Origin of the sequence: Vreelandella hamiltonii (genome assembly GCF_014651795.1) — a bacterium.
GTDB classification, from domain to species: domain Bacteria; phylum Pseudomonadota; class Gammaproteobacteria; order Pseudomonadales; family Halomonadaceae; genus Vreelandella; species Vreelandella hamiltonii.
Genome location: NZ_BMXO01000004.1, coordinates 46,108 through 59,483 on the forward strand (window position 1 = coordinate 46,108; position 13,376 = coordinate 59,483).

Sequence of the window (13,376 nt, forward strand, 5' to 3'; positions counted from 1 at the left end):
TCAAAATGCTCATTTACAGCCCGTAAACTCCGCTTTTTCGGCTGATTTCGCCTTGCCTGGCCGTCGCTCGTGACATTTGTAAACACCCTCTCAGCGGCGTTTCATCATTCGTTTCATTGGCTTTGCAAAGCCGGGGCGTTACCAACCAACGGAAAACATGGTTTCCAGGTCATGGCGTGAGTGAACCTGCATGGCGTTCAGCGTCTCGGTATCGCTGATGCCTTCCACGGCATTCAACCGCTCGGTCACCAGCTCGGCCAGGCTTTCGAAATCGCGGGTGCGCGCAATGGCCACCAGATCGTAACGGCCGCAGGTGGAGTACACCTCACTGATGCCTTCCACATCGGCCAGGCGTTCGGCCACGGCCTTGATCTGGCCTTTTTCGGTATTGATCAGGATGACTGCGCTTTGCATGGCGTCCTCGCAAATGAGTGGCGGTAAGATGAATACTGCACGACGCAGCGAGTATAGCAGCCTGCCCGGCGGGGCCAAGCCTTGGCGACCAGCGTGGTCAATTGTCGCGCTTTTCATAAGGTTATTCGCACTAATTTTACGCTTGCGCTAGCATGTACTAGAGATCTCCAGCAGCGTTTCGCTGTCGGAGTTTTATAGAGGTGGCCCACCACCCGATCACCGTAGCACACCGTCAGACCGTGGCGATAAGGAGACACCATGGCTAATCAGAGCCGTCGTAAGTTCATGCGTAACAGCGTGCTGGGGCTTGCTGCCCTGCCGTTTGGTGCGGGTATCCTGTCGAAAACTGCTTTTGCTCAGGAGCTGCCCCGTCTGGACCCGTCCTCACCGACGGCCCAGGCACTGAACTACGTTGAAAATGCCAGCGACGCCAGCGACCACCCGGCTTTCGAAGAGGGTGAACTGTGCTCCAACTGCATGTTTTTCGTGGAAGGCACCGAAGGCTGCCAGCTGTTCCCGGAAAGCAGTGTCGAGCCGGACGGCTGGTGCCAGTCCTGGACCGCACAAGGCTGATGCCCTGGACCCCGCGCTCGCCGCGGGGTCACTGTTTTCAGGGATGGCTTTCCTTGTTTTCTTCTTCTACCGGCCACTGGTAGCGGCGAGTCACCCGCCCTTCGTCCAGCGACACCAGGTGCACCGGAAACCCCCACAGCTGCTGAAGGTGACGAATCACCGGATACACGCTTCTGGCCAGCGGACGACGATGGTCCTGAACGTGATGCAGTGTCAGGGAACGATCCCCCCGAATGTCGGCCTCCACCACTTGAATATTGGGCTCGCGTACCGATAGCGCATACTGGGTCGATAGCGCTTCGCGCACCCGCCGATACCCCCGTTCGTCATGAATCGCCGCCACTTCCAACATTTCCGACTGGTCGTCGTCGACGATCATGAACAGCTTCAGGTCACGCATCACCTTGGGTGATAGAAACTGCTGAATGAACGACTCGTCCTTGAAGTTACGCATGGCGAACTCCAGCGTGGCTCGCCAGGGGCTGCCGGCAATGTCCGGAAACCATTCGCGATCTTCGGCAGTGGGGTCTTCGCAGATACGCTTGATATCCATGAACATCGCAAAGCCCAGCGCGTAGGGGTTCAGGCCGCTGTAGTAAGGGCTATCGAACCCAGGCTGATTGATGACCGCCGCGTGGGACTGCAGAAACTCCAGCATCAGCCCTTCGTCCACCTTGCCCTCGTCATAGAGCCGATTCATCAGGGTGTAGTGCCAGAAGCACGCCCAGCCCTCATTCATTACCTGGGTTTGCCGCTGAGGGTAGAAGTACTGCGCCAGCTTGCGCACGATGCGCACGATCTCCCGCTGCCAGGGGGCCAACAGCGGCGCGTTCTTCTCGATGAAGTAGAGCAGGTTCTCCTGGGGCTCCGAGGGGTAGCGCCCGCCACTGTGCAGCCCTAGCGGGTCATCGTCGCTGTGCAGCGCCCCGGGTAGCGGCACGGCACCCGTCGGCGGCTCGGGAATGGTACGCCAGAGCATGTTGACCTGGGTTTGCAGGTAGGCCTCTCGCTCCTCCTGGCGCCTGGCCTCCTCCTCGGCCGACATGGGCGAAGGCCGCTTGTAACGGTCGACCCCGTAGTTCTGCAGGGCGTGGCAGGCATCCAGCAGTTGCTCCACGGCGTGGGAACCGTGGCGCTCTTCGCACTGGGCGATGTACTTGCGGGCAAATACCAGATAATCGACGATGGACTCGGCATCGGTCCAGGTACGAAACAGGTAGTTGCCCTTGAAGAAGGAGTTATGGCCGTAGCAGGCGTGGGCAATCACCAGCACCTGCATCATCAACGTGTTCTCCTCCATCAGGTAAGCGATACAGGGGTTGGAGTTGATCACCAACTCGTAGGCCAGGCCCATCTGGCCCCGCTTGTAGGCCTGTTCCACGGCCAGAAACTGCTTGCCAAACGACCAGTGGTGATAGCCCACCGGCATCCCCACGCTGGCGTAGGCATCCATCATCTGCTCGGTGGTGATCACTTCTATCTGATTGGGATAGGTATCCAGCCGATACTCGTCAGCCAGCCGCGCCAGCGCTTCGTCAAAGCGCTCCAGAATCCCGAAGTTCCAGTCGGAACCCGTCGCGATGGGGTTGCGGTCGACACTCATGGCCCACTCCTTAACGCGCGCTAGCGCTCCTGGCTCAAGCGGCGCTTGAACAACTCACGGAAGACGGGATAGATATCCCCGGTATTGACGATCTGGCGCATGGCAAAACGCTCGGGAAACTGGGCAGCCACGGTTTCATACTCATGCCACAGCGACTGATGATCATGGGGAGTGATCTCCACGTAGGCGTAATACTGCAGCTGCGGCATCAGCTGCTTGACCAGCAAGTCGCGGCAGATATTGGAGTCATCGTCCCAGTTGTCGCCGTCGGAGGCCTGGGCCACGTATAGATTCCACTGGCCTGCCGGGTAGCGCTTTTCGATGATCCTGTTTACCAGCGTCAGCGCGCTGGAGACGATGGTTCCGCCGGTTTCGCGGGAGTAGAAGAACTCCTCCTCGTTGACCTCCCGAGCGGCAGTATGGTGGCGCACGAACACCAGCTCGACCTTTTCGTAGTGCTTCTCCAGAAACAGGTAGAGCAGCAGGAAAAACCGCTTGGCGATATCCTTGTGGTTCTGGGTCATCGAGCCGGAAACGTCCATCACGCAAAACATCACCGCCTGGCTCGAGGGCTGTGGCTGGGCGGCAAGTTGGTGATAGCGCAGGTCGTAGGTATCGATGAACGGAATCGCCTCGATGCGCTTCTCCAGCCGCTCCACCTCGGCCTTGAGCTCCGCCACCCGGGCCGGGTTGCGCAGCACGGGGTCCTTGCGCTCTTCCGCCGCCAGCGCCTCTTCGGCCTCTTTCAAGGCCCGTTTGATGGGGGCGCGCATGGCAATGCGGCGGGCGTAGGCTTCGCGCATGGAGCGGGTAATGCTGATGCGCGAAGGCACGCCGTCACGGGCCAGCCCGGCCCGCACCATCTTGATCTCTTCCAGCGACTTCAAGGGCTTGCGCTGCAAGTGTGGCAGCTCCAGACCGTCGAAGACGAATTCCAGAAACTCCTCGCGGCTGAGGGTGAAGGCAAACTCGTCGTTGCCCTCCCCCTGGTTGGCCGCCCCGCCTTCTCCCGCGCCGCCACCGCCGCCGCCCTGCCCACCGGGGCGACGAATCTTGTCCCCCTGCAGAAACTCCTTGTTGCCGGGGGAAACGATGGTGCGGGCGCCGCCGCTGCCGTGCTGGAACACCGGCTCGGAGATGTCTCTGGCGGGAATCGAGATTTTCTCGCCGCGCTCCATGTCGGTGATGGAGCGACGGTTCACGGTTTCCTCGACCGAACGCTTGATGTGCTTGCGGTAACGCTCCAGAAAGCGCTGCCGATTGACCGCACTCTTGTGCTTGGCGTTAGGTCTGCGATCAATGAAGTAGGTCATTCGACCTCCTTGATACCTCAGGCGGGAGCGCTGAACATCCGCGCCCGCCCATCGTGAGGGTCACCCCCGTAACCGGCTGGCTACTGGGACTTGCGAACGCGCAGATACCACTCGGAAAGCAACCGCACCTGCTTTTCGGTATAGCCGCGGTCCACCATGCGCGCCACGAAATCCTCGTGTTTCTTCTGATCGGACCTGGATGCCTTGGCGTTGAACGAGATGACCGGCAAAAGCTCCTCGGTATTGGCAAACATCTTGTGCTCGATGACGCCCTTGAGCTTCTCGTAGGACTGCCAGCTAGGGTTCATGCCGTTGTTCTGCGCCCGCGCCCGCAGCACGAAGTTGACCACTTCATGACGGAAGTCCTTGGGATTGGAGATCCCGGCCGGTTTTTCGATCTTCTCCAGCTCTTCGTTCAGCGACTGGCGGTTCAACAGCTCGCCGGTTTCGGGGTCGCGGTACTCCTGATCCTGAATCCAGAAGTCGGCATAGGTGACATAGCGGTCGAAAATGTTCTGACCATACTCGCTGTAGGACTCCAGGTACGCGGTCTGAATCTCCTTGCCGATGAAATCCACGTAACGCGGGGCCAGAAACTCCTTGATGAAGCCCAGGTAGCGCTCGAATACTTCCGACGGCAGTTGCTCCCGCTCAAGCGCCTGCTCCAGCACGTACAGCAGATGAACCGGGTTGGCTGCCACTTCCTGGCTGTCGAAGTTGAATACCCGCGAGAGGATCTTGAAGGCAAAGCGGGTCGACAGCCCCTGCATGCCTTCATCGACGCCTGCCGCGTCGCGATACTCCTGAATGGACTTGGCGCGGGGGTCGGTATCCTTGAGGTTGTCGCCGTCATAGACACGCATCTTGGAGTAGATACTGGAGTTTTCGGGCACTTTCAGCCGGGACAGCACGGAGAACTGGGCCAGCATGCGCAGCGTGTCCGGGGCACAAGGCGCGGCGTTCAGGGACGAGTCTTCCAGCAGTTTCTGGTAGATCTTGATCTCTTCGGAGACGCGCAGGCAGTAAGGCACCTTGACGATGTATACACGGTCGAGGAACGCCTCGTTATTGCGGTTGTTGCGGAAGGCCTGCCATTCGGATTCGTTGGAGTGGGCCAGAATGACGCCATCGAAGGGGATCGCGCCCATGCCTTCGGTGGGGTTGTAGTTCCCCTCTTGGGTGGCGGTCAGCAGCGGATGCAGCACCTTGATGGGTGCCTTGAACATCTCCACGAACTCCATCAGGCCCTGGTTGGCGCGGCACAGCCCGCCCGAGAAGCTATACGCGTCCGGGTCGTCCTGAGAGTAGAGCTCCAGCTGGCGGATATCCACCTTGCCCACCAGCGAGGAGATATCCTGGTTGTTCTCGTCACCGGGTTCGGTCTTGGAGATGGCGATCTGGTTCAAGCGCGAGGGATAGAGCCGCACCACGCGGAATTGGGAGATATCCCCACCGTACTCCTTCAAACGCTTGGCGGCCCAGGGTGACATGACGCTGCGCAAGTAGCGGCTGGCAATACCGTACTCCTGCTCCAGCAGCTTGCCGTCCTCTTCCGGTGAAAACAGCCCCAGCGGGGATTCGTACACCGGCGAGCCCTTGATAGCGTAAAACGGGATACGCTCCATGAGAAGCTTCAAACGCTCGGCCAGCGACGATTTACCGCCGCCCACCGGCCCCAGCAGGTAGAGAATCTGCTTGCGCTCTTCCAGGCCCTGGGCGGCGTGACGGAAGTAGGCCACGATCTGCTCGATGGCCTCTTCCATGCCGTGAAATTCGGCAAACGCAGGGTAACGGCGAATCACCTTGTTGGAAAAGATACGTGACAGACGCGGGTCTTTCGCCGTGTCGATCACCTCAGGCTCGCCTATGGCTTCCAGCATGCGCTCGGCGGCGCTGGCATACACCTTGGGATCACGGCGGCACAGCGCCAGATACTCCTCCAGGCTCATGTCCTCTTGCTGAACGCGGGCAAAACGGTCTTGAACGTGATCAAAGATGCTCATGGAACTCTCCTGTGGCCCATCCCCGGCAGCCATCGCCTGACCCAAACCCCCAGGCCGCCTGCCGTGCGAAGTGTCGCTCTATCAGCGTAGTCAGCATTAGCAAAATGTGATGACGAAACCTTCAACGCAGCGCAACGATCCGCGTCTTATATGGCTATGAGCAAAGGCGAGGCAAAATAGTTGCGTTGAAAACACCGGGCTGACAAGAATCCTCTCCAACAACGCAACGCGCCGCCTGAACAGGCGGCGCGACGACCACAACCGGGCCTTGCTGGCGGCTTACTCCAGCACGGATTTGACGTCGGCCAGCAGCTGGTCCAGCAGCTCGATGGTAGTGTTCCAGGCGCACACGAAGCGAGCGCCGCCCGCACCAATGAAGGTATAAAAGGTCCATCCGCGCGCTTTCAACGCTTCGATGGCTTGCGGAGGCAATTCAACGAAAACGCTGTTGGCTTCGGTGGGGAACATCAGCGAGACGCCTGGCAGCGCCTGCAACCCTTCCGACAGATAGCGGGCCATGGCGTTGGCGTGCTCGGCATTGGTCAACCAGGCGCCGCTTTCCAGCAAGCCCAGCCAGGGCGCCGAAACATAGCGCATCTTGGAGGCGAGCTGGCCCGCCTGCTTGCAGCGGAAGGAGAAATCCTCGGCCAGTTCCCGATTGAAAAACAGGATGGCTTCGCCAAACGCCAGGCCGTTCTTGGTGCCTGAAAAGCACAGCGCATCCACCCCAACCTGCCAGGTCAGCTCGGCCGGTGACGCCTTCAGGCTGGCGCAGGCATTGGCAAAGCGCGCGCCATCCATATGCAGGCGCAGGTCATGCTTGTCGGCCATGGCGCGAATCGCCAACAGCTCTTCACGGGAGTAGACCGTACCCACTTCGGTGGCCTGGGTCAGCGACACGACCTTGGGTTTTGGGTAGTGGATATCGCTACGCTTGGTGACCAGCGCCTCGATCCCTTGAGGGGTCAGCTTGCCATTGGCACCCGGGGAGGTGAGCAGCTTGGCCCCGTTGGAGAAGAACTCCGGGCCGCCACACTCGTCGGTTTCGATGTGGGCCAACTCATGACAAATCACGCTGTGGTAGCTGCGCCCCATCGCGGAAAGCGCCAGTGAATTGGCAGCGGTGCCGTTGAACACGAAGAACACATCGCAATCGTAGTCGAACATCTCACGAAAGCGGTCGGCGGCACGGGCAGTCCAGCGGTCGTTGCCGTAGGCCAGGTCATCGGCCTGATTGGCTTCCAGCAGGTACTGCATCGCTTCCGGGCAAATACCCGAGGTGTTGTCACTGGCTAAAAATCGTGGGGTACACTCCGAGGGCATGACGATTATCCTTTTTCTCTGGCGGTCGTGCAGCGCAGGCTGGGTGCCACCTGCGCCTTAATTCCCTAACAGGGCTTAGTCGTTAGGGTTGACCTTCAGTCTATCGTCATTTGAGCATTAACGTCACGCGCTCAATGCCGCTACAGCGTGGCAGCCAGACGGGTGCCCTGGTCAATCGCCCGCTTGGCATCCAGCTCGGCCGCTTCGTCTGCGCCACCAATCACATGCACACGTTTGCCCGCCTGCTCCAGAGGCGCCAGCAGGTCACGCACCGACTCCTGACCCGCGCACACCACGATGGTGTCCACCGCCAGCACCTGCGCCTCTTCGCCTTGGCGAACATGCAGCCCGGCATCGTCGATTTTCAGGTACTCGCAGCCGGTCAGGGTGCGCACCCCACGCTGTTTGAGCGACGCGCGATGTACCCAGCCCGAGGTCTTGCCCAGATTTTTACCCGGTTTGGAGCTTTTGCGCTGCAACATCACGATGCTGCGTGGCGAGACGGGCGGTGTGGGAGCTTTCAGCCCGCCTGGCTCACTCACCGTGAGGTCCACGCCCCACTCTTCACACCAGGACTGCAGATCCAGGGCCGGGTGGCCATGATGCGCCAGCAGTTCCGACACATCGAAGCCGATACCTCCGGCACCAATCACGGCCACCCGGTGGCCCACGCGCTCGGGCTGCGCGATGGCTTCGGCGTAACTCAACACACTGGGATGGTCGGCGCCGGGCAGGGTCAGCTCGCGGGGCGTCACGCCGGTGGCCAGCACCACGTCGTCGAAGGCAGCCAGCGCCTCCAGCGTGGCCTCGGTATTCAAGCGCACCTCCACGCCGTGCTTCTCAAGCATGACGCGGAAGTAGCGCAGCGTTTCGTTGAACTCTTCCTTGCCCGGAATCTTGCGCGCAAAGTTGAACTGCCCGCCAAGCTCGCTGCGCCGTTCGAACAGCACCACCCGATGACCTCGGCGGGCGGCTTCCACGGCGGTGGCAAGCCCGGCAGGCCCACCGCCGACCACGGCCACTCGCTTGGGAGACTCGGCAGCCACCAAAGGCAGTTCGGTTTCGTGGCATGCACGCGGATTGACCAGGCAAGAGGTCAGCTTGCCCATGAAGGTATGGTCGAGGCACGCCTGATTACAGGCGATACAGGTATTGATCTCTTCGGCCTTGTCGGCCTCGGCCTTCTGCACCCATTCAGGGTCTGCCAGGAAAGGCCGCGCCATGGAGACCATGTCCGCGTGCCCTGACGCCAGCAGACGCTCGGCCACATCGGGCATATTGATGCGGTTGGTGGTGATCAGCGGGATCGACAGCGCGCTGCGAATCCGTTTGGTCACCTCGCTGAAGGCTGCGCGAGGCACGCTGGTGACGATGGTGGGTACCCGCGCTTCGTGCCAGCCAATGCCGGTATTGATCAGGTTGGCGCCCGCCGCTTCGATGGCCTGGCCAAGCTGCACGACCTCTTCCCAAGTGCTGCCCTCCTCCACCAGGTCGATCATCGACAGCCGGAAGATGATCAGGAAGCGGTTGCCCACGGCTTCACGAACGCGTCTGACGATCTCCACCGCAAAGCGTATACGCCCTGCGAAGTCACCGCCCCACTCATCGTCCCGGTGGTTGGTGCGGCGACAAATGAACTGATTGATCAGGTACCCCTCGGAGCCCATCACTTCGACCCCATCGTAGCCCGCCTGCTGGGCCAGCGTGGCACAGCGCACGTAGTCGGCAATTTGCTGCTCGACCTCGTCGCTGGTCAGCGCACGGGGCACGAACGGATTGATGGGTGCCTGCAACGCCGAAGGCGCCACCAGCTCAGGGGAGTAAGCGTAGCGACCGGCGTGCAGAATCTGCATGCACAGATGTCCGCCCGCTTGGTGAACGGCATCTACCACCTGGCGGTGCTCTTCGAGCTGGCTGGCTTCGGTGAGCGCATGTGCCCCCTGGAACACCGCACCCTCGGCATTCGGCGCAATGCCGCCAGTGACGATCAAGCTGACCCCCGCCCGCGCCCGCTCGGCATAGAACGCCGCCAAACGTGCAAAGCCGTTGGGGGCCTCTTCCAGGTTGGTGTGCATGGAGCCCATCAGCACCCGGTTGGGCAGCGTCAGGTGGCCCACGGTCAAGGGGCGAAAAAGGTGCGGATAAGCGTGCATCACGGCGCTCCTTTGGAGTTGTTAGAAAGACAAGCCTCTCATATTCAAACAAGCGTATGACATAGTTCCTTCGGCGTACAGCCTTTTACCCCCGTTGCCCCCTTGCTCATCATGGAAAAGAAGGTCACATTAACCGACTAACGATAAGAGGATGCTTACAAACTACTGCGCTAGGCCATGCGGCGTTGAAATCAGCCTCAAAATGCTCATTTACACTCTGTAAACTCCGCTTTTTCGGCTGATTTCGCCTTGCCTGACCGTCGCTCGTGACATTTGTAAACATCCTCCAAGGGATTGTCTTCAGGGAATGCGCTATGCCATTGATCTACTTCTTGCCCCCACTAGCCACCGTGCTGATCTGGTCGGGGAACATGACCATCAACCAGTTGACGGTCGGCGCGATTGCGCCCAGCAGTATCGCCTTTTTACGCTGGCTGCTGGCGCTGGCGGTCATGACCCCTTTCGTGCTGCCTGCGGTATTGCGTCACCGCGACGAGATTCGCCGCAACTGGCTGAAGCTGGCGCTGCTTGGGCTGCTGGGCATGGGCCTGTGGCAGGGGCTTGCCTACGTGGCAGCCGAAACCACCACCGCCACCAACATGGGCATTCTGGCGGCCATGGTACCCCTGCTGACGGTGCTGCTCAGCGCGCTGATTCTGCGTGAGCCCCCCACGCTGGGCGGCGTGGCGGGCGGCGTACTGGCCTTCATTGGCGTGACGGTACTGCTGGGGCGAGGCAACCCGCTGTCGCTGCTGCAACTCCAGGTGGCCCAGGGCGATGCGCTGATGGTGGTGGCGGCCACCTGCTATGCGCTGTACGGCGTCATGTTGAAACGCTGGGCCATGAACCTTCCGCCTTGGGTAATGCTCTATGCCCAGGTCTGTTTTGCCGTGCTGTTCCTGCTACCACCGTACCTGATGGGTCCCATGACCCCAGTCGATAGTAGCAACGTCTGGCTGATTCTCTACGCGGGCATTCCGGCCTCGGTGATCACGACCTTCCTGTGGATGCGTGCCGTCCGTCAAATCGGGGCCAACCAGTCGAGTATTTTCATCAATCTGATGCCGCTGTTCAGCGCTCTGATTGCCATGGCGTTTTTGGGTGAGCGGGTGGCGGGCTTCCACTTCATTGGCGGACTGCTGATCCTGGCAGGCGTGATCATGGCGCAGACCTTGACCCGCCCCTTGGTCAGCCGCGTGGCGGCCGGTAAAACGAGCAACGCCCAGCAATGATACAATGGGCTAACATCATTCGCTGAATGGGAACCCCTGACCTATGTCCCTGGAAGAACTGCACCTTAATCTGCGTAACCTGAGTAGCGACGATTACGAACAACTGAAGTCGCTGATGGACGCGGTGTATCATGATATTGGTGGCGCCTGGCCCGAGCACACCATCGCCAAGCTGATCCAGGAGTTTCCTGATGGCCAGATTGCCATCGAAGACGACGGCGTGCTGGTGGGCGTGGCCTTGACGGTACAAGTGGATTACGACGAGTTCCCCAACCCACACAAGTACGACGACCTGATCGGCCATCGGGAAATCATTCTCAACAACCCCGACGGCGACGCCATGTACGGGCTGGATGTCCTGATCCACCCCGACTACCGTGGCTACCGCTTGGGCCGCCGTTTGTACGAAGCGCGCAAGGAGCTGTGCCGCTCCCACAACCTGCGCGCCATTCTCGCCGGCGGGCGCATTCCCGAGTATCACCAGCATGCTGGCGAGCTGACCCCGGCCCAGTACATCGACAAGGTCTCCCGCAAGGAGATCTACGACCCGATCCTCTCCTTCCAGTTGGCCAACGACTTTCAGGTCAAGCGCCTACTGCGCAAGTACCTGCCCGAGGACGAGCAGTCGCGCGGCTACGCCACTCTGCTGGAGTGGAACAACATCCTCTTCGAACCCGCCGACAGCGTGCTGGATACCCGCCCGACGCAGGTTCGTGTGGGGGCAGTCCAGTGGCAAATGCGTGAGTTTGCCTCGGTGGAAGCAGCGCTTCAGCAGATCGAGTATTTCGTCGATGCGCTCTCGGATTACCAAAGTGATTTTGCCGTTTTCCCGGAGCTGTTCACCACGCCGCTGATGGGCCTGCAGGATCGCGCCGCCCAGAAAGACCAGACCGCCGCCATCCGCTTTTTGGCGGGCTTCACCGACCGTTTCAAGAGCGAGCTGTCGCGGATGGCGGTGTCCTACAATATCAATATCGTCGGCGGTTCGATGATCGAGGTGGGCGAGGACGACCGCCTCTACAATGTGGCTTACCTGTTCCATCGGGACGGCGAGGTGGAGAAACAGTCCAAGCTGCATATCACCCCGCAGGAACGGCGCGACTGGGTGATCGAAGGCGGCGACGACCTGCAGGTGTTCGAAACCGATGCCGGCCGTGTCGGCATCCTGATCTGCTACGACGTGGAGTTCCCGGAGCTGGGCCGCCTGCTGGCCGACCAGGACATGGACATTCTGTTCGTGCCGTTCTGGGTCGACACCAAAAATGGCTACCTGCGTGTGCGCCACTGCGCTCAGGCGCGGGCCATCGAAAACGAGTGCTACGTGGTCATCTGCGGAAGCGTCGGCAACCTGCCGTCCATCGAGAACCTGGATATCCAGTATGCCCAGTCGGCGGTATTCACCCCCTCCGACTTTGCCTTCCCCCATGACGCGGTGCTGGCCGAAACCACGCCCAACACCGAGATGATCATCTTCTCGGACCTGGACTTGACCCGCCTGACCGTAGTGCGTGCAGAAGGCTCGGTGACCAACCTCAAGGACCGCCGCAAGGATCTCTTCGACCTGCGCTGGCGGGACTGGTCGCTGAAGTCCGGCGCCAAACGGGAAGAGTAAGCCCTACGGGAAGAGTAAGCCTTCGGCTGCCGTGATGGCTGGATAAGAAACGGCTGTGCTAATCCGGCCATACCAGATGGGCAGGCACCCTGCCCTTGGCATCGAACACCACGCCCTCGTCACGCAACTTCTGGTGCTGGCGCGCCGCGCCGCCATGGTCGGCCAGCGTCAGCGATGCCGCAATCACGCGGTGCCAGGGCACCTGGTGCCCCTCGGGCAAGTGTCGCATGGCAGACCCCACCATGCGCGGCGAGGCCCCTTCGGTCATGCTGGCCACGCGCCCATAAGTGGTCACCCGCCCCGCCGGGATCTGATCGACGATGGTATAGATCTGCTCCAACAGCTCGGGACGCGGCATGGCTACCTCGAATGCGTGAACTCCAAGGTGAAGTGGCTTACAGGCCATCCACCAGTTGATCGATGGCCTGGAAGGCTTCTTTCAGTGCGCTATCACGCTGGGCGTCGCCCATGTTGAGGCCTTCCGCGAACACCACGTCCACATCGCTGATGCCCATCAGGCCCAGCATGGTTTTCAGGTGCGGGGTCTGGCTATCGAACTCGGTGCCAGCGTATTGGCCACCGCGGGCCGCCAGGATGATGGCGCGCTTACCTTCCAGCAGCCCCTGCGGGCCAGTTTCAGTATAGCGGAACGTTTCACCAGCGCGCAGCACGCGGTCGAACCACGCTTTCAACTGCGAAGGAATCCCCAGGTTGTACATCGGCACCGCCAGCACCAGCACGTCGTGGGAACGCAGCTCGGCCAGCAGCTCATCGGAGCGGGCCGCCAGTGCTTTTTGGGCGTCGCTGCGCTCGTCGGCGGGGGTTTGCCATGCGCCCAGCTCTTCGATGTCCAGGTGGGGCAGCGCATTGGCCACCACGTCGCGGTGGCTGACCTCCACGCCGCCACGGGCAGCGGCCTGCTGCTGAAAATGGTTCGCCAGCGCATTGGACTGGCCGTTTTCACCCAGAACGGAAGACGTGACTAACAGAGTGCGAGTTGCCATCGTAAGATTCCTTGCCAAAGATTAAAGAGATGGCGCTATTCTAAGGCGCTTTCCAATAAGCAAAAGCGCAACGTTTTCCGCCGTTCATTCGACAAAATCGAATTGTGCTCCATAAAAAAAGCCCCGCTCCGTGGCCATGGCGGCAA

General features: G+C 60.6%; 11 protein-coding genes. 3 read left to right on the forward strand and 8 right to left on the reverse strand.

Going from position 1 to position 13,376, the window contains the following annotated elements; all coding sequences use genetic code 11:
* Positions 1-138: 138 nt before the first annotated feature.
* Complete coding sequence (locus IE061_RS06025) at positions 139-414, reverse strand: Lrp/AsnC family transcriptional regulator (RefSeq protein WP_026002022.1); 276 nt, start codon at positions 412-414, stop codon at positions 139-141.
* Between the two features lie 258 nt (positions 415-672).
* On the opposite strand from IE061_RS06025, the gene IE061_RS06030 reads away from it, so the two are divergent.
* A complete protein-coding gene (locus IE061_RS06030) occupies positions 673-987 on the forward strand; it encodes a high-potential iron-sulfur protein (protein WP_016916549.1) in 315 nt (104 codons plus the stop codon).
* A gap of 37 nt (positions 988-1,024) precedes the next feature.
* On the opposite strand, the gene IE061_RS06035 is transcribed toward IE061_RS06030, so the two are convergent.
* From IE061_RS06035 to IE061_RS06055, 5 genes are all read right to left on the reverse strand, one after another.
* Positions 1,025-2,590: a SpoVR family protein gene (locus IE061_RS06035; RefSeq protein ID WP_016916548.1), complete on the reverse strand. Its 1,566-nt coding sequence runs from the start codon at positions 2,588-2,590 to the stop codon at positions 1,025-1,027.
* Between the two features lie 20 nt (positions 2,591-2,610).
* On the reverse strand, positions 2,611-3,903 hold the full coding sequence (locus IE061_RS06040; protein ID WP_193461239.1) for a YeaH/YhbH family protein: 1,293 nt from the start codon (positions 3,901-3,903) through the stop codon (positions 2,611-2,613).
* An 80-nt stretch (positions 3,904-3,983) separates the two neighbouring features.
* Positions 3,984-5,906 carry a PrkA family serine protein kinase gene (locus tag IE061_RS06045; protein WP_039181971.1) on the reverse strand — a complete coding sequence of 641 codons (1,923 nt, stop codon included), beginning with the start codon at positions 5,904-5,906 and terminating at the stop codon, positions 3,984-3,986.
* A gap of 279 nt (positions 5,907-6,185) precedes the next feature.
* Entirely contained in the window at positions 6,186-7,229 is a 1,044-nt protein-coding gene (locus tag IE061_RS06050; protein ID WP_193461240.1) for a threonine aldolase family protein, read from the reverse strand.
* A 140-nt stretch (positions 7,230-7,369) separates the two neighbouring features.
* On the reverse strand, positions 7,370-9,382 hold the full coding sequence (locus tag IE061_RS06055) for an NADPH-dependent 2,4-dienoyl-CoA reductase (protein WP_193461241.1): 2,013 nt from the start codon (positions 9,380-9,382) through the stop codon (positions 7,370-7,372).
* Positions 9,383-9,696: 314 nt separating this feature from the next.
* Here IE061_RS06055 and IE061_RS06060 point away from each other — a divergent pair, with 314 nt between their 5' ends.
* On the forward strand, positions 9,697-10,614 hold the full coding sequence (locus tag IE061_RS06060) for a DMT family transporter (protein WP_016916543.1): 918 nt from the start codon (positions 9,697-9,699) through the stop codon (positions 10,612-10,614).
* Between the two features lie 43 nt (positions 10,615-10,657).
* Positions 10,658-12,226: a bifunctional GNAT family N-acetyltransferase/carbon-nitrogen hydrolase family protein gene (locus IE061_RS06065; protein ID WP_193461242.1), complete on the forward strand. Its 1,569-nt coding sequence runs from the start codon at positions 10,658-10,660 to the stop codon at positions 12,224-12,226.
* 58 nt (positions 12,227-12,284) lie between these two features.
* Here IE061_RS06065 and IE061_RS06070 read toward each other — a convergent pair whose 3' ends face one another.
* Together IE061_RS06070 and IE061_RS06075 are read right to left on the reverse strand one after the other, a co-directional pair.
* Positions 12,285-12,584 carry an MGMT family protein gene (locus IE061_RS06070; protein WP_081192250.1) on the reverse strand — a complete coding sequence of 100 codons (300 nt, stop codon included), beginning with the start codon at positions 12,582-12,584 and terminating at the stop codon, positions 12,285-12,287.
* A 37-nt stretch (positions 12,585-12,621) separates the two neighbouring features.
* A complete protein-coding gene (locus IE061_RS06075; protein WP_096921236.1) occupies positions 12,622-13,230 on the reverse strand; it encodes an FMN-dependent NADH-azoreductase in 609 nt (202 codons plus the stop codon).
* Positions 13,231-13,376: the final 146 nt, after the last annotated feature.

Excerpts from the sequence above, each read along its gene's own strand:
- IE061_RS06025 (WP_026002022.1), bottom strand. The coding sequence starts at position 414 with ATGCAAAGCGCAGTCATCCTGATCAATACCGAAAAAGGCCAGATCAAG.
- IE061_RS06030 (WP_016916549.1), top strand. The coding sequence starts at position 673 with ATGGCTAATCAGAGCCGTCGTAAGTTCATGCGTAACAGCGTGCTGGGG.
- IE061_RS06035 (WP_016916548.1), bottom strand. The coding sequence starts at position 2,590 with ATGAGTGTCGACCGCAACCCCATCGCGACGGGTTCCGACTGGAACTTC.
- IE061_RS06040 (WP_193461239.1), bottom strand. The coding sequence starts at position 3,903 with ATGACCTACTTCATTGATCGCAGACCTAACGCCAAGCACAAGAGTGCG.
- IE061_RS06045 (WP_039181971.1), bottom strand. The coding sequence starts at position 5,906 with ATGAGCATCTTTGATCACGTTCAAGACCGTTTTGCCCGCGTTCAGCAA.
- IE061_RS06050 (WP_193461240.1), bottom strand. The coding sequence starts at position 7,229 with ATGCCCTCGGAGTGTACCCCACGATTTTTAGCCAGTGACAACACCTCG.
- IE061_RS06055 (WP_193461241.1), bottom strand. The coding sequence starts at position 9,382 with ATGCACGCTTATCCGCACCTTTTTCGCCCCTTGACCGTGGGCCACCTG.
- IE061_RS06060 (WP_016916543.1), top strand. The coding sequence starts at position 9,697 with ATGCCATTGATCTACTTCTTGCCCCCACTAGCCACCGTGCTGATCTGG.
- IE061_RS06065 (WP_193461242.1), top strand. The coding sequence starts at position 10,658 with ATGTCCCTGGAAGAACTGCACCTTAATCTGCGTAACCTGAGTAGCGAC.
- IE061_RS06070 (WP_081192250.1), bottom strand. The coding sequence starts at position 12,584 with ATGCCGCGTCCCGAGCTGTTGGAGCAGATCTATACCATCGTCGATCAG.
- IE061_RS06075 (WP_096921236.1), bottom strand. The coding sequence starts at position 13,230 with ATGGCAACTCGCACTCTGTTAGTCACGTCTTCCGTTCTGGGTGAAAAC.